This is a genomic window from Kitasatospora sp. NPDC054768 (assembly GCF_053612025.1).
Window position 1 is genome coordinate 18,937 of record NZ_JBSHBN010000100.1, and the last position, 16,505, is coordinate 35,441.

At 74.1% G+C, this 16,505-nt stretch carries 17 protein-coding genes and 1 pseudogene; 10 read left to right on the forward strand and 8 right to left on the reverse strand.

The genetic code is table 11. From position 1 onward, the window contains the following. Nucleotides 1-7: 7 nt before the first annotated feature. The gene (gene glpX, locus ACWGKU_RS26230; protein ID WP_030055344.1) at nucleotides 8-1,048 is read right to left on the reverse strand and encodes a class II fructose-bisphosphatase; all 1,041 of its coding nucleotides are present in this window, start codon (nucleotides 1,046-1,048) and stop codon (nucleotides 8-10) included. Between the two features lie 215 nt (nucleotides 1,049-1,263). Here glpX and ACWGKU_RS26235 point away from each other — a divergent pair, with 215 nt between their 5' ends. Beyond that, nucleotides 1,264-1,800, forward strand: a complete 537-nt coding sequence (locus tag ACWGKU_RS26235; protein ID WP_359899524.1) for a DUF4245 domain-containing protein — start codon at nucleotides 1,264-1,266, stop codon at nucleotides 1,798-1,800. Between the two features lie 88 nt (nucleotides 1,801-1,888). Here ACWGKU_RS26235 and ACWGKU_RS26240 read toward each other — a convergent pair whose 3' ends face one another. The 4 genes from ACWGKU_RS26240 to ACWGKU_RS26255 form a co-directional block, all read right to left on the reverse strand. Then, nucleotides 1,889-2,491: a malonic semialdehyde reductase gene (locus ACWGKU_RS26240; protein WP_359899526.1), complete on the reverse strand. Its 603-nt coding sequence runs from the start codon at nucleotides 2,489-2,491 to the stop codon at nucleotides 1,889-1,891. A 111-nt stretch (nucleotides 2,492-2,602) separates the two neighbouring features. Further along, nucleotides 2,603-2,857: an exodeoxyribonuclease VII small subunit gene (locus ACWGKU_RS26245; RefSeq protein ID WP_452179637.1), complete on the reverse strand. Its 255-nt coding sequence runs from the start codon at nucleotides 2,855-2,857 to the stop codon at nucleotides 2,603-2,605. Between the two features lie 60 nt (nucleotides 2,858-2,917). Then, nucleotides 2,918-4,129 carry an exodeoxyribonuclease VII large subunit gene (xseA, locus tag ACWGKU_RS26250; RefSeq protein ID WP_452179636.1) on the reverse strand — a complete coding sequence of 404 codons (1,212 nt, stop codon included), beginning with the start codon at nucleotides 4,127-4,129 and terminating at the stop codon, nucleotides 2,918-2,920. A 10-nt stretch (nucleotides 4,130-4,139) separates the two neighbouring features. After that, the gene (locus ACWGKU_RS26255; protein ID WP_452179635.1) at nucleotides 4,140-5,522 is read right to left on the reverse strand and encodes an APC family permease; all 1,383 of its coding nucleotides are present in this window, start codon (nucleotides 5,520-5,522) and stop codon (nucleotides 4,140-4,142) included. 121 nt (nucleotides 5,523-5,643) lie between these two features. On the opposite strand from ACWGKU_RS26255, the gene ACWGKU_RS26260 reads away from it, so the two are divergent. Together ACWGKU_RS26260 and ppgK are read left to right on the forward strand one after the other, a co-directional pair. Beyond that, nucleotides 5,644-6,618, forward strand: a complete 975-nt coding sequence (locus ACWGKU_RS26260; protein ID WP_359899533.1) for a 4-hydroxy-3-methylbut-2-enyl diphosphate reductase — start codon at nucleotides 5,644-5,646, stop codon at nucleotides 6,616-6,618. Nucleotides 6,619-6,813: 195 nt separating this feature from the next. Next, nucleotides 6,814-7,560, forward strand: coding sequence for a polyphosphate--glucose phosphotransferase (gene ppgK / locus ACWGKU_RS26265; protein ID WP_452179634.1), 747 nt, complete (start codon nucleotides 6,814-6,816; stop codon nucleotides 7,558-7,560). Nucleotides 7,561-7,644: 84 nt separating this feature from the next. On the opposite strand, the gene ACWGKU_RS26270 is transcribed toward ppgK, so the two are convergent. After that, entirely contained in the window at nucleotides 7,645-8,136 is a 492-nt protein-coding gene (locus ACWGKU_RS26270) for a DUF6542 domain-containing protein (RefSeq protein ID WP_452179633.1), read from the reverse strand. 463 nt (nucleotides 8,137-8,599) lie between these two features. On the opposite strand from ACWGKU_RS26270, the gene ychF reads away from it, so the two are divergent. The 3 genes from ychF (at nucleotide 8,600) to ACWGKU_RS26285 (ending at nucleotide 10,405) form a co-directional block, all read left to right on the forward strand. Further along, nucleotides 8,600-9,673 (forward strand): redox-regulated ATPase YchF, encoded by a 1,074-nt coding sequence (gene ychF, locus ACWGKU_RS26275; RefSeq protein WP_452179632.1) that lies wholly within the window; start codon nucleotides 8,600-8,602, stop codon nucleotides 9,671-9,673. Between the two features lie 199 nt (nucleotides 9,674-9,872). Further along, nucleotides 9,873-10,154, forward strand: coding sequence for a type II toxin-antitoxin system Phd/YefM family antitoxin (locus tag ACWGKU_RS26280; protein WP_329927349.1), 282 nt, complete (start codon nucleotides 9,873-9,875; stop codon nucleotides 10,152-10,154). Next, entirely contained in the window at nucleotides 10,151-10,405 is a 255-nt protein-coding gene (locus ACWGKU_RS26285; RefSeq protein ID WP_452179631.1) for a Txe/YoeB family addiction module toxin, read from the forward strand. Before ACWGKU_RS26280 ends, ACWGKU_RS26285 begins: the two co-directional genes overlap by 4 nt. A gap of 247 nt (nucleotides 10,406-10,652) precedes the next feature. On the opposite strand, the gene ACWGKU_RS26290 is transcribed toward ACWGKU_RS26285, so the two are convergent. Together ACWGKU_RS26290 and ACWGKU_RS26295 are read right to left on the reverse strand one after the other, a co-directional pair. Then, entirely contained in the window at nucleotides 10,653-11,315 is a 663-nt protein-coding gene (locus tag ACWGKU_RS26290) for an HAD-IA family hydrolase (RefSeq protein ID WP_452179630.1), read from the reverse strand. Nucleotides 11,316-11,391: 76 nt separating this feature from the next. Beyond that, nucleotides 11,392-12,533 (reverse strand): annotated as a pseudogene (locus ACWGKU_RS26295) (dihydrofolate reductase family protein). 164 nt (nucleotides 12,534-12,697) lie between these two features. On the opposite strand from ACWGKU_RS26295, the gene ACWGKU_RS26300 reads away from it, so the two are divergent. The 4 genes from ACWGKU_RS26300 to ACWGKU_RS26315 all read left to right on the forward strand — a co-directional run bounded on the left by ACWGKU_RS26300 (nucleotide 12,698) and on the right by ACWGKU_RS26315 (nucleotide 16,255). Continuing rightward, nucleotides 12,698-13,516, forward strand: a complete 819-nt coding sequence (locus tag ACWGKU_RS26300) for a methyltransferase domain-containing protein (RefSeq protein WP_452179629.1) — start codon at nucleotides 12,698-12,700, stop codon at nucleotides 13,514-13,516. A gap of 194 nt (nucleotides 13,517-13,710) precedes the next feature. Beyond that, nucleotides 13,711-15,354, forward strand: coding sequence for a DUF4190 domain-containing protein (locus ACWGKU_RS26305; protein ID WP_452191578.1), 1,644 nt, complete (start codon nucleotides 13,711-13,713; stop codon nucleotides 15,352-15,354). A 190-nt stretch (nucleotides 15,355-15,544) separates the two neighbouring features. Continuing rightward, nucleotides 15,545-15,736, forward strand: coding sequence for an SPOR domain-containing protein (locus tag ACWGKU_RS26310; protein ID WP_401043486.1), 192 nt, complete (start codon nucleotides 15,545-15,547; stop codon nucleotides 15,734-15,736). Nucleotides 15,737-15,754: 18 nt separating this feature from the next. Next, entirely contained in the window at nucleotides 15,755-16,255 is a 501-nt protein-coding gene (locus ACWGKU_RS26315) for an NUDIX domain-containing protein (RefSeq protein WP_452179627.1), read from the forward strand. Nucleotides 16,256-16,505 lie beyond the last annotated feature (250 nt).

The window sequence follows — 16,505 nt, forward strand, 5'->3', positions numbered from 1 at the left end:
GTGGGGCTCAGTTGGCGCGGTCGAAGTCGATCGCGCTGTACGCCCGCAGCTTCGAGAGCTTGTGGGTGGAGTTGATCTCGCGGATGGTGCCGCTCTTGGAGCGCATCACCAGCGAGCTGGTGGTGGCGGTCTCCGAGCGGTAGTGCACGCCGCGCAGCAGCTCGCCGTCGGTGATCCCGGTGGCGACGAAGAACACGTTCTCGCCGCTGACCAGGTCGTCCGTGGTGAGGACCCGGTCCAGGTCGTGGCCGGCGTCCAGGGCCTTCTGCCGCTCGGCGTCGTCCTTGGGCCACAGCCGGCCCTGGATCACGCCGCCCATGCACTTCATCGCGCAGGCCGCGATGATGCCCTCCGGGGTGCCGCCGATGCCCATCAGCAGGTCGACGCCGGTGCCCTCGCGGGCGGCCATGATCGCGCCGGCCACGTCGCCGTCCGAGATGAACTTGATCCGGGCGCCCGCTTCGCGGATCTCCCGGACCAGGCCGTCGTGGCGCGGGCGGTCGAGCACGACGACGGTGACGTCCTCGACGGCGCTGCCCTTGGCCTTGGCGACCCGGCGGATGTTGACCGCCGCCGGGGCGGTGATGTCGACGAACTCGGCGGCCTCCGGGCCGGCCACCAGCTTGTCCATGTAGAACACGGCGCTGGGGTCGAACATGGTGCCGCGGTCGGCGACAGCCAGTACGGCCACCGCGTTGTTCATGCCCTTGGCGGTCAGCGTGGTGCCGTCGACCGGGTCGACGGCGACGTCGCACTCGGCGCCGGTGCCGTCGCCGACCCGCTCGCCGTTGTAGAGCATCGGGGCTTCGTCCTTCTCGCCCTCGCCGATGACGACGACGCCGTTCATCGACACGGTCGAGACGAGGGTGCGCATCGCCTTCACGGCGGCACCGTCCGCGCCGTTCTTGTCGCCACGTCCGACCCACCGGCCGGCGGCCATCGCGGCCGCCTCGGTGACCCGGACGAGTTCGAGCGCGAGGTTCCGGTCCGGAGCCTCGGGCGCGACCTCCAGGGCACTGGGAAGGTGGTGCGGGTACTGCGTGGTCATCGTCGTTACCTCTCTGTACGCGACGGCCAGTGAGCGCCCGACTACTGCCAGGTCGAACGCCGTGGTGAGGGTATTGCGATCGTATCTGCCCACGAGATGACTGTCTGTGGCGCAGGTCGCTGCTCTGTGGCGGAAACCACCGATTCGCCCGGTATCACCCGTCCGTGGACACCCCTGGTGACCGCCCGGGGATGTGGATGAGTCACCATGTGGGGGTGGCAGCAGACAGCAAGGGCATGAGGGGCCGGCAGACCGTACGGGACATGGTCCTGTCGATGCTGGCCGTCGGTTTCGTCGTCGGGATCGGGTACCTGTTCCTCCCGCACGGATCCGGCGGCGACCCGGTGCGCGTGGTCGGGTACCGGGTGGAGGCGGCCTCCGCCAAGCGCGCCGCGCCGTACCCGCTGCTCTCCCCGGAGGGGCTGTCGGACAAGTGGCGGGCCACCTCGGTCGGTTACCGGCCGGCCGACCAGAACAACGGCAAGGGCAACGCCTGGCACCTGGGCTTCGTGACCCCCTCGGGCCGGTACGCGGCGATCGAGCAGAGCGACGTGCCGCGCGACTCCCTGCTGGCCGACCACGTCAAGGGCGCCGCGTCGGACGGCACTTCCGAGGTGGCCGGCCGCACCTGGGACCGGGTGCAGGGCGAGAAGGACCGCGCGCTGGCCGTCCAGACCGGCCCCGGGACCACCCTGCTCACCGGCACCGCCTCCTACGAGGAGCTGGCCGAGCTGGCGCAGGCGCTCAAGTAGCCCCGCTTCCGCCCGCCTTCCCGGACACGCCGAAAGGGCCCCGCACCGGACGAACCGGTGCGGGGCCCTTCGGCGTGCGCGGGGCGGATCAGGCCGTGGTGACGACCTCGTCGTAGGCCAGGCGCGGCGAACGCGGGAACCAGGCGTCCTCGCCCGGGCGGCCGATGTTGACCACGGCCAGCACTGAGTGCTCGCCGTCGCCGAAGAACTCCTTGTTGATGCCCTCGGCGTCGTAGCCGGTCATCGGGCCGGCGGCCAGGCCGGCGGCGCGCACGCCGATGATGAAGTAGGCGGCCTGCAGGGCGCCGTTCATCGTGGCGGACTGCTCACGGACGCTGCGCTCCGAGAAGAACAGGTCCTTGGCCTGGGGGAAGTGCGGGAGCTGGGTCGGCAGCTCCTCGTGGAACTCGTTGTCCACGGCCAGGATGGCGACCAGCGGGGCGGCGGCGGTCTTGGCCTTGTTGCCGTCCGCCATCTGCCGGACGAGGCGCTCGCGACCCTCGGCCGAGCGGACCAGGACGACGCGCAGCGGCTGCTGGTTGAAGGCGGTCGGGCCGTACTTGACCAGCTCGTAGATGGCCTGGACCTGCTCGTCGGAGACCTGCTCGTCGGTGAAGGTGTTGGCGGTGCGGGCCTCGCGGAACAGGAGGTCCTGAGCGGCAGCGTCGAGTACCAGGGCGTCGGTGGTCATGCTTCTGCACCTCATGCGGAAAAGGGGTTCGTCGGGGTGATCGGCCGCGGCCGTTCACTTCCTCCAACATAGGTGAAGATTCAACGATTCCCCAAGCGGATGTGATCCGCCTCACTCCCCGTCGGGGGTCGCCCCCTCCTCGGCGGCCAGCGCGGCGTCCAGCCGGGCCCGGGCGCCGTCCAGCCAGCGCTGGCACACCTTCGCCAGCTGCTCGCCGCGCTCCCACAGGGCCAGCGACTCCTCCAGCGAGGTCCCGCCGGTCTCCAGCTGCCGGACGACGTCCAGCAGCGCGTCCCGGGCGTGCTCGTAGCCCAGCGCGTCGTCCGGGTTCGGCGCCGCGTCCTGCTGCTCCTGCTGCTCTGCCATGGGTGCCAGCGTAGGGGCTCGGGCCGACACTCCCCAGCCCCGGCCCGCGGCGGCGGGCGACTACCCGGGAGTCGCGGTGACGTCGAAGCCGCCGCCCGCCACCCGCGCGTGCAGCCCCTCGCCGGGCGCGACCTGCGCCGGGTCGGTCACCACCGTGCCGTCCGTGCGCTGGAGCACCGCGTAGCCGCGCTCCAGGGTGGCCGCCGGGGAGAGCGCCACCACCCGGGCCAGGGTGTGCCCGAGGTCGCTCTGCGCGTGGTCCAGCCGGTGCCGCAGGGTGCGCCGGGCCCGCTCCAGCAGGCCGTCCACCTCCTGCCCCCGACCGTCCAGCATCCGGTGCGGGGCGGCCAGCGACGGGCGGCTGCGCACCCCGTCCAGCCCGTGCTGCTCGCGCTCGACCCGGGACAGCACGTACCGGCGGGCGCGGTCGCGCAGCTGGCGGACCTTGGCCAGCTCCTCACCGACGTCCGGAACCACCCGTTTGGCCGCGTCGGTCGGGGTGGAGGCGCGCAGGTCGGCCACGAAGTCCAGCAGCGGCTGGTCCGGCTCGTGCCCGATCGCGCTCACCACCGGCGTACGGGCGGCCGCGACCAGCCGCACCAGGCCCTCGTCCGAGAACGGCAGCAGGTCCTCCACGCTGCCGCCGCCGCGGGCCACGACGATCACGTCCACCTCGGGGTGCTCGTCCAGCTCCCGCACGGCCGCGCTCACCCGTTCCACCGCGCTGACCCCCTGCACCGGGACGTTGCGCACCTCGAAGCGCACGGCCGGCCAGCGCCGCCGGGCGTTCTCCAGGACGTCCCGCTCGGCCGCCGAGCCGCGCCCGGTGACCAGCCCGACGCACTGCGGCAGGAACGGCAGCGGCTTCTTGCGCTCCGCCGCGAACAGGCCCTCCCCGGCGAGCCGCCGCTTCAGCTGCTCCAGCCGGGCCAGCAGCTCGCCGAGGCCCACCGGGCGGATCTCCGAGGCGCGCAGGGACAGCTGCCCGCGCGCCGCGTACCACTCCGGCTTGGCGTGCACGACGACCCGCGCGCCCTCCTGCACCACGTCCGCGACCTGGTCGAACACCGAGCGGAAGCAGGTCACCGTGAGCGACACGTCGGCCTGCGGGTCGCGCAGGGTCAGGAACACCACGCCCGCGCCGGGGCGGCGGCTGAGCTGGGTGATCTGCCCCTCCACCCAGACCGCGCCGAGCCGGTCGATCCAGCCGCCGATCAGCGCGGAGACCTTGCCGACCGGGAGCGGCGCTTCGGGGGAGCTGGTGTTGGCCATGCGTACGAGGCTAGCGGCGTCCGCCGACACGGCCGGGACCCCGGCCGGTGCCGCCCCGGCCGGTGGAGCCCTGGACGGCGAGCACCACCAGGCCGACCACCAGCCAGACCAGCCCGACGAGCTGCGCGGTGCCCGAGGCCTCGTACACGACCGCCGCGATCACCGCGATCCCCAGCACCGGCACGACCACGTGCGGGAGCCACCGCCGCGAGCCGTGCCGCACCGCGTACCAGCCGATCACCGAGGCGTGCAGCAGCGCGAAGGCGGTCAGCGCGCCCACGTTCACGACCGAGGTGAGCCGGTCCAGGCCGTCGTCCCGGTTGGCCGCCCAGACCGCCGCCGCCATCGTGATCACCGCGGCCGCCAGCAGCGCCCGGCGCGGGACCGCGCTGGCCGGGTCGACCGAACCGAGGGCCCGCGGCAGCCGGCCGTCCCGGGCCATCGCGAAGAGCAGCCGCCCGGCCGCGGCCTGCCCGGCCAGGGCCGCGAAGGCCGCGCCGATCGCCTTGCTGGCCGCCACCAGTACGTGCAGCCAGTGCCCGACGCCGCTCTCCACGGTGTCGTAGAAGGCCGAGCCCTGCGCCGCCGGGTCGGCGGCCAGCTGCTGCGGTCCGGTCGGCTCCAGCAGGGCCGCCAGGTAGGTCTGGGCGACGAACAGCACTCCGGCCAGCGCCAGGCACCAGAGCACCGCCCGGGCCACGGCCGCCGAGGCGCCGACCGCCTCCTCCACGAAGGTGGCGATCGCGTCGAAGCCCAGGTAGGAGAGCACCGCGACGGACACCGCCGAGATCACCGCGGTCAGCGAGAAGTCCCCGACGGCGGTGAACGGGGTGTCCCAGCCGCGCCGGGCGCCGTCCTGGGCCAGCGCCACCACGGCGGCGGCCATGAACACCAGCAGCACCGCGATCTCCATCGCGAGCACCGCGAAGCCGATCGCCGCCGCCGTCCGCACCCCGGCCAGGTTGAGCGCGGTGGTCACCACCACCGCGAGCGCCGTCCAGACCCAGCGCGAGACGTCCGGCACCAGGGAGTTCAGCGCGATCCCGGAGAACAGGTAGGCCACCGCGGGGATCAGCAGGTAGTCGAGCATCACCATCCACCCGGCGATGAAGCCCGGGCCCTCGCCCAGCCCGGCCCGCGCGTAGGCGAACACCGAGCCGGTCTGCGGCACGGCGCGCACCATCTGGGCGTACGAGGAGGCCGTGAAGGCCATCGCCACCGTCGCGGCGAGGTACACGGTGGCGACGGCTCCGTGGCTCTTGGCGTCCAGCACGCCGAACACGCCCACCGGCGCCATCGGGGCGATGAACAGCAGCCCGTAGACCATCAGATCGCGCACGCCCAGGCTGCGGCGCAGGCCGCTCGGCGTCGCCTGCTCGCTCACAGAGCTCATAGACACCATATTTTGGGCGCAAATGACCGGGTCTGCGCGGAAAGTGTCCGCCATTGGTGGGGCGGCCCGGCGGGAGGCCGGGAGGACGAGCGCGGGTCGTGGCCGCCCGTACGATGGAGCCATGTCCAAGACCGCGCAGCGCCGTGTCCTGCTCGCCGCCCCCCGGGGCTACTGCGCGGGAGTCGACCGCGCCGTGATCGCCGTGGAGAAGGCCCTGGAGCAGTACGGGGCGCCCATCTACGTCCGCAAGCAGATCGTCCACAACAAGTACGTGGTGCAGACCCTGGAGAAGAAGGGCGCGATCTTCGTCGACGAGACGGAGGAGGTGCCGGAGGGCTCGATCGTCGTCTTCTCCGCGCACGGCGTCGCCCCGTCCGTCCACGACGAGGCGCGGGCCGGGAAGCTCGCCACCGTCGACGCGACCTGCCCGCTGGTCACCAAGGTGCACAAGGAGGCCGTCCGCTTCGCCGACGAGGGCTTCGACATCCTGCTGGTGGGCCACGAGGGCCACGAGGAGGTCATCGGCACCATGGGCGAGGCCCCGGACCGGATCCACCTGGTGGACGGTGCCGAGGACGTCGCCAACGTGCAGGTCCGGGACGAGTCCAAGGTCGTCTGGCTGTCCCAGACCACCCTGTCCGTGGACGAGACCATGGCCACCGTCGGCGAGCTGAAGAACCGCTTCCCGCAGCTGGTCAGCCCGCCCAGCGACGACATCTGCTACGCCACCCAGAACCGCCAGGTCGCGGTCAAGCAGCTGGCCCCGGAGACCGACCTGCTGATCGTGGTCGGCTCCAAGAACTCCTCCAACTCCGTGCGCCTGGTCGAGGTCGGCCTGGAGTACGGCGCCAAGGCCGCCCACCTGGTGGACTTCGCCGAGGAGATCCGCGAGGAGTGGCTGGAGGGCGTCACCACGGTCGGCCTGACCAGCGGCGCCTCGGTGCCGGAGATCCTGGTCGACGGCGTGCTGGAGTTCCTGGCCGCGCGCGGTTACGACACGGTCGAGACGGTCAAGACCGCCGAGGAGCACCTGGTCTTCTCGCTGCCCAAGGAGCTGCGCCGCGACCTGCGCGCCGAGGCGGCGGGCAAGCTCTGACCCCACCCGGAAGGGCCGGTACCCCGCACGGGGTGCCGGCCCTTCCGCCGTGCGGCCTCGCGCCGCGCGGCTCCCGGTGGTGCGGCTTCCTGCTGTGCGGGCCCCGGCGCACTCTCGTAGTTTTGTGCACAGGCTGTGGACAATTCACCGGCCGCGAACCGGCCCGGTCCGCGGCCGACGGCGGAGGGTGACGTGATGACGGCGGTATTCGGCGTGGACATCGGCGGCTCGGGGATCAAGGGCGCGCCCGTCGACCTCGCCCGGGGCACGCTCGCCGAGGAGCGCCACAAGGTGCTCACCCCGCAGCCGTCCGCCCCCGGGGCCGTGGTCGACGCCGTCTGCGAGGTGGTCCGCCACTTCGGCCACCAGGGCCCGGTCGGGCTGACCTTCCCCGGCGTGGTCGTCGACGGCCGCACCAGGACGGCGGCCAATGTCGACAAGGGCTGGATCGGCCTGGACGCGGCGGGCCTCTTCCGCGAGGCGCTGGGCATGCCCGCGACCGTCCTGAACGACGCGGACGCGGCCGGGCTGGCCGAGCTGACCCACGGCGCCGGACGGGCCGAGCCGGGCGTCGTCCTGGTGCTCACCTTCGGCACCGGCATCGGCAGCGCCCTGTTCGTGGACGGCACGCTGGTGCCCAACACCGAGCTGGGCCACCTGGAGCTGCGCGGCAAGGACGCCGAGCGCCGGGCCTCCTCGGCGGCCAAGGAGCGGCACGGGCTGACCTGGGAGCAGTGGGCCGGGCGGGTCGACGAGTACCTGGACCTGGTGGAGGGACTGTTCTCGCCGCGGCTGATCGTGATCGGCGGCGGGGTGAGCCGCAAGCACGAGAAGTTCCTGCCGCTGCTGAAGGACCGCGAGGCACGGGTGGTGCCGGCGGAGCTGCGCAACGACGCGGGCATCGTCGGCGCCGCCATGGCGGCGGCCCGGGCGGAGGGCTGACGGGCGGGCCCCGGCCCCGGCCCCGGCCCCGTCTCCGTGGCGACCGGCGGGGCGGGCCCCCGGCCGCGACCGGCGGGGAGGGGCTCAGCGGGTGCGGTGGATCCGGCGCTGGGCGACGAACCGGGCGAGCACGATCAGCGTGGCCAGCCCGGTGCCGGAGAACAGCCAGCCGGCCCGCAGCGCCAGCCCGGTCGCCAGCGAGACCACCTGGGCGGTGACGCCGGGGGAGCTCACCGGTTCGAGCAGCAGCAGCGCGAGCGCGAAGGCGATCGGCCCGCTGATCGGCGCGGCCAGCAGATCGGCGTAGCGCACCCGGACGGCCAGCTGGAAGCAGACCACCAGGTAGCCGAGGCCGAACAGCCAGCCCAGGTCGTCGAAGAGCAGCCGGTCCAGGCCCGCCACCGCGAGCGTCGCCAGGACGGCGACCACCCCGGTGCCGATGGCCGTCAGCCGGGCCGGCCGGCCGGTGCGCCGCCGCCCGTACAGCTGGTCGTCGCCGCGCCCGCGCCCGCGCAGCGGCAGGCGCAGGCGCAGCCGGGGGCCGGCCGGGCGGGCGGCGGCGGACGGTCCGGGCACCGGGCGCGGCCGGGAGGCGGGGGCGGGCCCGGAGGGGGCTGCGGCGGTCTCGGGAGCCCGGCCTGGACCGGGGACGGCGGGGGCGGTCGCGCGGGTCGGGGGACGGCGTCTGGGCCCTGGCGGCTGGGTACGGATGCTCTGCTCCACCCGTCCAACGTACGGTCCGATCATCGCCACACTGTGTAATGGACCGTTCAGGTCCCGGCCCGTGTCTCCGGGCGGAGCAGTGATGTGATCGTCACTCAGGTCGGCTGACCTGCCCCGTCGGCTCGGTGCACCACGGTCACCGGATCCGCGCACGGGTCTCCTCGCAGGGGACGGCATGACCGATCTCACCTTCGAACGGCCCGTCCGCGTCCGGTGGGGCGACGAGCTGTGAGGCGGGGCGGGGGCTGCCCGTAGACTTGGGGGTCGGCCCGTACGGTGCCGACCCAACTCCTCCAAGCCCACGGGACTGCGCTTCATGTCGCTCACGATCGGAATCGTCGGCCTGCCGAACGTCGGCAAGTCGACCCTGTTCAACGCCCTGACCAAGAACGACGTGCTGGCGGCCAACTACCCGTTCGCCACCATCGAGCCGAACGTCGGCGTGGTGGGCGTCCCGGACGAGCGGCTGGCCAAGCTCGCCGAGATCTTCGGCTCCCAGCGCATCCTCCCGGCCACCGTCGACTTCGTCGACATCGCCGGCATCGTGCGCGGCGCCAGCGAGGGCGAGGGCCTGGGCAACAAGTTCCTCGCCAACATCCGCGAGTCCGACGCGATCTGCCAGGTCGTGCGCGCCTTCACCGACCCGGACGTGGTGCACGTGGACGGCAAGGTGTCGCCCAAGGACGACATCGAGACCATCCACACCGAGCTGATCCTGGCCGACCTCCAGACCGTCGAGAAGGTCCTGCCGCGGCTCCAGAAGGAGGCGCGCCTCAAGAAGGACACCGCCCCCGTGCTGGCCGCCGCCGAGGCCGCGCAGGCGATCCTGGAGACCGGCAAGACCCTCTTCGAGGCCGGCTTCGACACCGCCCCGATCCGTGAGCTCCACCTGCTGACCGCCAAGCCCTTCCTCTACGTCTTCAACGTGGACGAGGACGAGCTGGCCGACGAGGACTTCAAGGACGCCCAGCGCGAGCTGGTCGCCCCGGCCGAGGCGATCTTCCTGAACGCCAAGATCGAGTCCGAGCTGATCGAGCTGGACGACGCCGAGGCCCTGGAGCTCCTCCAGTCCATGGGCCAGGAGGAGCCCGGCCTCGCCACCCTCGCCCGGGTCGGCTTCGACACCCTCGGCCTGCAGACCTACCTGACGGCCGGCCCCAAGGAAACCCGCGCCTGGACCATCAAGAAGGGCGCCACCGCCCCCGAGGCCGCCGGAGTCATCCACACCGACTTCCAGAAGGGCTTCATCAAGGCCGAGGTGATCTCCTTCGCCGACCTGGTCGAGACCGGCTCCATCGCCGAGGCCCGCTCCAAGGGCAAGGCCCGCATCGAGGGCAAGGAGTACGTCATGCAGGACGGCGACGTGGTGGAGTTCCGCTTCAACGTCTGATCGACCCGCTCCCTGAGCCGACCCGACCTGCCGCATGCGCAGGGTCGGACGGGGCCCGCCTCCTCTGAGGCGGGCCCCGTCCGTTTTCCCGTGCCGACCCGGTGCTGACCTTCGGGGGTCCCCACCGGTCGTCGACCCCCTCGGAAGCGCACTCGGGTGGTACGTTATTCGGTACCACTCGCCGAAGGGGGTACGCGTCATGTCCATCACCGCGAGCGAGGCCCGCAGGGATCTCTTCCCGTTGATCAAGAAGGTCAACGAGGATCACGACGCCATCGAGATCGTGTCCAAGCACGGAAATGCCGTGCTCGTCTCTGCCGAGGACTATGCCGCCCTGCGTGAGGGCTCGTACCTCCTGCGTTCGCCGGCGAATGCGCGTCGCTTGCTCAAGGCGTACGACAATGCGCTGAACGGTATAGGGCTCTCCGAGCGCACACTCATCGACCCCGACTCGGCTGATGCCGGGCGGGGTGTCGAGTGAGGCTCGTCTTCGAAGAACAGGGCTGGGAGGACTACACGTCCTGGCTCAAGAGCGACCGCAAGATGCTCGCGAGGATCAACAAACTCATCGAGGACGTGTTGCGCGACCCGTTCACCGGCATCGGCAAGCCCGAGCCGCTGAAGTACCACTTGCCAGGAGCCTGGTCGCGGCGGATCGATGACGAGCATCGCCTCGTCTACTTGGTGACGGACCGGGAGATCATCGTTCTGGCCGCCCGCTACCACTACTGATGGCTGGCTGCGTGTTCGAGTCACCGTGCTGATTCTGTGCTGACTTGGGTCGCCAGGATCGGCATCTTCGCAGGTCGCAGCCTTGTGGTGGGTATTCCGCTTCAACGTCTGATCGACCCGCTCCCTGAGCCGACCCGACCTGCCGCATGCGCAGGTCGGACGGGCCCGCCTCCCCTGAGGCGGGCCCCGTGCGTTTTCCCGTGCCGACCCGGTGCTGTGCGGGCCCCGGGGGTCCGGCGGTCCGGGGTCAGCCGATGGTGACGGTGAGCAGGCCGTCGGGGGCGGCGGTGACGGTGACGGTGGCGAGCGTGTCGGCGTGGGCGTCCGGGTGGTGGGGGAGGGCGCGCGGGCCGATGCCGATGACGCGGGTGCCGGCGGCCTTGGCGGCGGCGATGCCGGCGCCGGAGTCCTCGAAGGCGAGGCAGTCGGCGGGGGCGAAGCCGACGGCGGCGGCACCCTTGAGGAAGCCCTCGGGGTCGGGCTTGCTGGCGCCGACGGACTCGGCGGTGACCAGGACGGGCGGCAGCGGCAGGTCGGCGGCGGCCATCCGGACCCGGGCGAGCGGCTGGTCGGCGGAGGTGACCAGGGCGTGCGGGAGGCCGGCCAGCGAGGCGAGGAAGGCGGCGGCGCCGGGCACCGGGACGACGCCCTCGGTGTCGGCGCGCTCCTCGTCGAGCATCCGCTCGTTGTCGGCCAGGTTGAGTGCGACCGGGCGTTCGGGCAGCAGGGCGGCCATGGTCGCGTGGCCCTGGCGGCCGTGCGCGACGGCGAGCACCTCGGCGGGGTCCAGGCCGTGCCGCCCGGCCCAGCGGCTCCAGCAGCGCTCGACCACGGCGTCGGAGTTGACCAGGGTGCCGTCCATGTCCAGGAGGACGGCGCGGGCGGTCAGCCGGACGGGGGTAGCGGGCATGGGGCGGCTCCTCGGGGGGTGCGACGACGGCAGAGCCGGAGAATGCGAGCTCTTTGTTTCTCAATGATACAAAAGATCACCCGAGCAGGTGGGCGTTGACCGCGCGGGCCTCGGCGGCCAGCTCCGGCAGCTCCACCACCTCGATGCCGGCCGCCGTCAGCAGCGCGGTGCCCTGGCAGTCGGTGACGAACAGGTCCGGCTCGCGCCAGGCGACCACCACTCGCGGCACGCCCGCCGCGACGAGCAGTCGGGCGCACGGCATCGGCCGCGAGGCGCGCTGCCCGCAGGGCTCCAGCGAGCTGTAGACGGTCGCCCCGCGCAGCCGGGGGTCGCCCGCCGGAAGCTTGGCCAGCGCCGCCTCCTCCGCGTGGTCGTGCGGGTCGGTCTCCCGGCTGTAGCCCTCCGCCAGCACCGTGCCGTCGGCGCCGACGATCACCGCGCCGACCGAGAAGGCCGTCCCGGACGGCGGGCAGCGGCGGGAGAGCTCGACGGCCCGGCGCAGGTGGTCGAGGTCGGTGGACGCGGACGGGGTCACGGCGCGGGCTCCTTCGGGGCGTACCTGAGCAGGACGACGTCGCCCACGGTACGTGCCTCCAGCAGCCGCATCCGTCGGGCCGGCCCGCCCGGGAACGCGGAGGGGCGGACGAACCGGGGCGCCTCGGCCTGGCCGACCAGCAGCGGGGCGACGGCCAGCTGGAGTTCGTCCGCCAGCCCCTGGGCCAGGAACTGGGTGTGCACGCCCCCGCCGCCCTCGACCATCAGCCGGCGAACCCCGCGGGCGCCCAGGTCGTCCAGCACCGCGCCGGGGTCCACCGTGTCGCCCAGTGCGACCACCTCGGCCAGCCCGTCCAGCCGGGGGCGCAGCACCGCCGCCCCGGCGTCCGTGGTGTAGGCGAGGCGGGCGCCGCCGGTGTGCCAGAACCGCAGCCCGGCGTCGAGCGCGCCGCTCGCGCTGAGCGTCACCTTCAGCGGGTACTCGGGCCGGCCGGCCGCCAGTCGGGCGGCCCGGCGGGCGGGGTCGTTGACCAGCAGCCGGGGGTTGTCGGCGCGCAGGGTGTTGCCGCCGACCAGGATCGCGTCGGCGGCGGCGCGCTCCTCGTCGACCCGGTCGAAGTCGGCGGCGTTGGAGAGCAGCAGCCGGTCGGGGGAGGCGTCGTCGAGGTGGCCGTCGAGCGAGACGGCGGCGCTCAGCAGGACGTAGGGGCGCGGGCCGGGCATGGGCGGGGACCGTTCTGTCGGGGGCGCCTCCACGGTACGGCGGCCGGGTGCGGCCCGGGCCCGCCGTGACCGACATTCGAGACGGATCTTCTCGACATACGGAACGGCGGGTAGCGTCGGGGGCGCCGCGGAGCCCCGCGGCCGACCGCATCGAGGGGGATCTCATGACCGGACCGCAGCCCGCCGCCGTCTACACCCACGGCCACCAGGAGGCCGTGCTGCGCTCGCACCGCTCCCGCACCGCCGCCGACTCGGCCGGCTACCTGCTGCCCGAACTGCGGCCCGGGCAGGCCCTGCTGGACGTCGGCTGCGGGCCCGGCACGATCACCGCGGACCTGGCCGAACTGGTCGGCCCGCAGGGGCGGGTGGTCGCGGTGGACGCCTCCGCCGAGGTGCTGGAGCAGGCCGCCGGGCACATCGCCGGCCGGGGCCTGTCCAACGTCGCCCTCGCCTGTGCCGACGTGCACCGACTGCCGTACCCGGACGGCGAGTTCGACGTGGTGCACGCCCACCAGGTGCTGCAGCACGTGGCCGACCCGGTGGCCGCGCTGCGCGAGCTGCGGCGGGTGACGGCGCCGGGCGGCGTGGTCGCGGTCCGCGACGTCGACTACGCCTCGATGACCTGGTTCCCGGAGGAGCCCGCGCTGGACCGGTGGCTGGAGCTGTACCGGCGGACCGCCCGCGCCAACGGCGGCGAGCCGGACGCCGGCCGGCGGCTGCTGTCCTGGGCCCGCGCGGCCGGCTTCACCGAGGTCACCGCGAGCGCCGGCACCTGGACGTACGCGACGCCCGAGCAGCGCGCCTGGTGGGGCGGGCTGTGGGCGGACCGGGTGACGGGCACCGCGCTGGGCCGGACGGCGGTCGAGCGGGGCTTCGCGGACCAGGACGAGCTGGGCCGGATCGCGGACGGCTGGCGGGAGTGGAGCGCCGCCGGGGACGGCTGGTTCTCGATGCTGCACGGCGAGATCCTGGCCCGCGGCTGAGCCGACGCGGCCGAACCGACGAGGGGCGGGCAGGGCGGTCCGGGCAGGGCGGGCAGGGCGGTCCGGGCAGGGCGGGCAGGCGTTCGGAAAGATCGGGTAAAGTCGCGCGACCGTTCAGATCGGGCCCGTTCGGGTCCGAGCCATGGTGCCGAGTGCCGAGCCGATGCCCGTTCCGGTGGGTTGGGGGAGTCCACGTGTCCAAGCCTGAGTCCGAGCCGCCCGTTCCGGGGCCGGAGTCGCCCGCGGCCACGGGGGTCGACGCGGACACGGACACCCGTCCGGGGGCGGGCGCGGACACCGGTACGGGGACGGACACCGGTACGGGGACAGGCACGGACCCGGACCCGGACCCGGACCCGGACCCGGACCCGGACCCGGCGCAAGCGCCGACGGCCGGTCAGGATCCCCGGGTGGACTTCCGCAAGGACACCGCGGGGTCCGCGAGCCCGGTCGAGCCCGAGCAGGACCAGGCCGGGGCCGCCGCGCCCGAGCAGGACCAGGCCGGGTCGGAGTCCGCCCCACCCGCCGTCGACCCCTGGGCACCGCCCGCCGCCGTCGACCCCTGGGCCGCGCCCGACCTCTCCGCCGGCCCGCCCGCGGGTCCGTCCGTCGCCCCGGCCCCGCAGGCCGTCCCGCCGTCGGCCGCCCCGCCCCAGCCGCCGTACCCGCTGCCCGCCGGTGGCTGGGCCTCCGTCACTCCCCCCGCCGGGTCGGTCTTCCCGCCCGGCCACCCGTACGCCCAGGCCCCCGGTCCGGGTCAGGCCGTCCCCGGGCCCGGGTTCCTCCCCGGCCCCGGTCCCGGGCCCGCCCCCACCAACGGCTTCGCGGTCGGCTCCCTGGTCACCGGCCTGCTCCTGGTGTCCCCGGTGGCCCTGGTGTTCGGCATCCTCGCGCTGGTGCAGATCAACCGCCGCAAGGAGCGCGGCTCCGGCATGGCGGTGACCGGCCTGGTGCTCGGCACGATCGGCACGGTCCTGCTGGCCCTCGCACTCGGCGCGGCCGACTTCAGCTCGGCGCGGGCCGGCCGCTTCGGCCAGGCCCCGAAGGCGCCGGCCGGCTCGGTGCACTGGTCCGAGCTCAAGGCCGGCGACTGCTACGACTCCCCCCAGGGCGGTTCGACGACGCAGGGGGCCGGCGACGAGACGGTGTACTGGGTGCACCGGGTGGCCTGCACCGAGCCGCACCACGGCGAGGTGGCGGGCACCGCCGAACTCCCGAGCGGCAACGGCCTCTACCCCGGCGAGAGCGCGGCCCGCGAGTCGGCCGGCCGGCTGTGCCGCGCGGTGCTGAACGGCTACGCGCTCGACCAGTGGACCGTCCCGGACGGCATGGACGACGTCTACCTCTACCCGACCGCGAGGAACTGGGCGTCCGGCTCACGGTACGTCACCTGCGCCTACGAGGACCGCGAGGACCGGCACCGGGGAACGGTCCGCACCGACCGGAGCCGCCTGACCGCGCCCCAGCTGGCCTACCTGGAGGCCGCCCGGAGCTTCAACGACGTCTACCTGGACCCGCCGGACGCGGACGTGGCCGAGGCCGAGTCCGACCACCGGGCGTGGGCCCGACGGATGGCCGTGGCCTCGCGGACCCAGGCGGCGGTGCTGGGCGGGCCGTCGGTGCCCTGGCCGGCCGACGTCCGGCCGAAGATCGCCAAGCTGGTCGAGGCCAAGTCGCAGGCGGCCGCCGCCTGGGACGCCGCGGCCTCCGGCAGCGACCTGACGGGCGACCTCCGCCGGGCCAGGGCGACGGAGGCCAGGACGGCGCCGACGATCCTGGACATCCGCCGCGGGCTGGGCCTGTCCACCGGTGAGCAGGCGCCCGACCTGCGGGTCTGAGGCGCCCACGCCCCTGGTTACCGGCCGTTGACCGGGCCCGTACCTGCCGGTAACCCACCGGCCGTACCGTCGTGGGCGCGTCCCCGGCCCGACCCCCACGCGAGCCGGGGACCGGCCCGCCCCACGCGAGTGGAAACGGGTCCGGCCCGGAGCGGGACGTCCGGCGGGAGACCCCGGGTACCCTCCCGCCATGGGCACCCACCGGGTCATGCGGCAGGACGACAACGGCAACCGCTTCCTGGTCGCCAAGGACCTCGACCGGGCCGAGGCCCGACGGCTGGCCGCCGGGTTCGAGGCCCGCGGCCACAAGCAGATGTACTGGGTCGAGGCGGACGGGGAGGCCCGGCCGGGAGCGGCGGACGGGACGGTCCGCAACGCCTGAACCCGTAGGGTCGGCCCCATGGACGCCACGACGGACACCCCCGAGACCCCCGACCCCCGCGCGACCCCGGCCGCTCCCCGGATCGTGGTCGGCGGCGCGCTGGTCCGCGGCGGCCGGGTGCTCGCCGCCCGGCGCAGCGCGCCCGAGGCGGTGGCCGGCCGGTGGGAGTTCCCCGGCGGGAAGGCCGAGCCCGGGGAGACGGAGGCGCAGGCGCTGGAGCGCGAGCTGCTGGAGGAGCTCGGCGTCCGGGCGCGCGCGCTGACCCGGCTGCCGGGCGCGTGGGCCGTGCGCCCCGGCCTGGAGCTGCGCTTCTGGGCCGCCGAATTGCTGGCGGGCGAGCCGCGCGCGCTGGAGGACCACGACGCGCTGCGCTGGCTGGGCCCGGACGAGCTGGCCGCCGTGGACTGGATCGACCACGACCGTGACGTGCTGCCGCACGTCGCCCGGCTGCTCACGGAGGGCGGGACGGCGGGGGCGGGCGGCGTCCCGACCGGGGGCGACGCGTCGTCCGCCGGGTAGGTCAATCGGACAAGACGACCCAGGGGCCGGGATAGCCTGGAGGCTGCTGGGTATGTCACTTTTCGGCACTATTCGTCACCATCGGTGAGCCGTCCCCAGCCGGCGACGCCGATCCCGACCAGAGCCGGAGGCCCCGTCGGTGTCGACTACCGGGAACGGCGCCGGGGGAGAGCGGCGGGCAGGCTCCGCGGGGAGCGCCGCCGCCCGCGCCCGACTGCGCCGCGCCGCCCGTCCGGCCGCTCCCCGGCCG

Bases quoted from the DNA above. Each gene is read 5' to 3' on its own strand.
- glpX (WP_030055344.1), bottom strand. From the start codon at position 1,048: ATGACCACGCAGTACCCGCACCACCTTCCCAGTGCCCTGGAGGTCGCG.
- ACWGKU_RS26240 (WP_359899526.1), bottom strand. From the start codon at position 2,491: ATGACCACCGACGCCCTGGTACTCGACGCTGCCGCTCAGGACCTCCTG.
- ACWGKU_RS26245 (WP_452179637.1), bottom strand. From the start codon at position 2,857: ATGGCAGAGCAGCAGGAGCAGCAGGACGCGGCGCCGAACCCGGACGAC.
- xseA (WP_452179636.1), bottom strand. From the start codon at position 4,129: ATGGCCAACACCAGCTCCCCCGAAGCGCCGCTCCCGGTCGGCAAGGTC.
- ACWGKU_RS26255 (WP_452179635.1), bottom strand. From the start codon at position 5,522: ATGAGCTCTGTGAGCGAGCAGGCGACGCCGAGCGGCCTGCGCCGCAGC.
- ACWGKU_RS26260 (WP_359899533.1), top strand. From the start codon at position 5,644: ATGTCCAAGACCGCGCAGCGCCGTGTCCTGCTCGCCGCCCCCCGGGGC.
- ppgK (WP_452179634.1), top strand. From the start codon at position 6,814: ATGACGGCGGTATTCGGCGTGGACATCGGCGGCTCGGGGATCAAGGGC.
- ychF (WP_452179632.1), top strand. From the start codon at position 8,600: ATGTCGCTCACGATCGGAATCGTCGGCCTGCCGAACGTCGGCAAGTCG.
- ACWGKU_RS26280 (WP_329927349.1), top strand. From the start codon at position 9,873: ATGTCCATCACCGCGAGCGAGGCCCGCAGGGATCTCTTCCCGTTGATC.
- ACWGKU_RS26290 (WP_452179630.1), bottom strand. From the start codon at position 11,315: ATGCCCGCTACCCCCGTCCGGCTGACCGCCCGCGCCGTCCTCCTGGAC.
- ACWGKU_RS26300 (WP_452179629.1), top strand. From the start codon at position 12,698: ATGACCGGACCGCAGCCCGCCGCCGTCTACACCCACGGCCACCAGGAG.
- ACWGKU_RS26310 (WP_401043486.1), top strand. From the start codon at position 15,545: ATGGGCACCCACCGGGTCATGCGGCAGGACGACAACGGCAACCGCTTC.
- ACWGKU_RS26315 (WP_452179627.1), top strand. From the start codon at position 15,755: ATGGACGCCACGACGGACACCCCCGAGACCCCCGACCCCCGCGCGACC.